This window comes from Neisseria sp. HMSC074B07 (genome assembly GCF_001810355.1).
Lineage (GTDB): Bacteria > Pseudomonadota > Gammaproteobacteria > Burkholderiales > Neisseriaceae > Neisseria.
Window position 1 is genome coordinate 1 of sequence record NZ_KV800883.1, and the last position, 731, is coordinate 731.

Here is a 731-nt window from a genome sequence, read left to right on the forward strand (position 1 = left end):
AAATATTGCGTATTCACGCGATTCGATTGCTGATAGGTGGACTTCTTTGACTTTACCCAGCTTGGCTTCTGCATCTTTGATCTTCATGCCCGGGTGTATCCCCGAAGCCGTGTGGCAGGCGGGAGAGTCGGTCTCCAAAAAATCAATTTTTTTATGGAATTTTATAGGAGCATCAGGATCTTCTTCTCCATCTTGAGAAGCGAAAACCAAGATATCTTTAGACAGCGTAATGGCGACAAGCGCTACGCCATCATCGCTTGTTCTCTCCATTTTCGCCTTCGGGAATTTCTGTTTTACCTGCTTTAAGCTCTGCCCTAGTTTAATTCCTCCGATACTGTCTTTTTGAATCAAACATTCGGCAGCGGCAGGCATGGCAAGCCCCCAAACTAACGCGCTCATGATCCCGATTTTGTGCAACATGGTTACTATTCCTGTTTAATAAAATAGGATATTAACATATCAACTTATCTATATGACAAGGATATCGTTTCAGACGACCCGTATTACGTAACGGAATCGATAGCTAAGAATGGCAAGGTAGCAGTTGCTTAAATCCCATAACTGCCATCAAAACCTCCTCTTTCAAATACAGAAATTCCTTCGATAAGTCCCGTTTTACGGTAACGCCGAGTTTGATTCGGTGCTCCACCTTTACCCGGATAAATTCCTGTTCCCATTTCCATTCTAAATTCGAAATGTTGCGGGTGGCGGGTAAATATTGCGTATTCACG

At 43.4% G+C, this 731-nt stretch carries 1 protein-coding gene and 1 pseudogene; both read right to left on the reverse strand.

Annotated features, from left to right (window positions below; translation table 11 throughout):
• A partial coding sequence (locus tag HMPREF2726_RS01015; RefSeq protein ID WP_070601898.1) for a hypothetical protein occupies positions 1–420 on the reverse strand: 420 nt, incomplete at its 3' end.
• Between the two features lie 128 nt (positions 421–548).
• A pseudogene (locus HMPREF2726_RS01020) lies at positions 549–731 on the reverse strand (hypothetical protein); the annotation flags it as partial.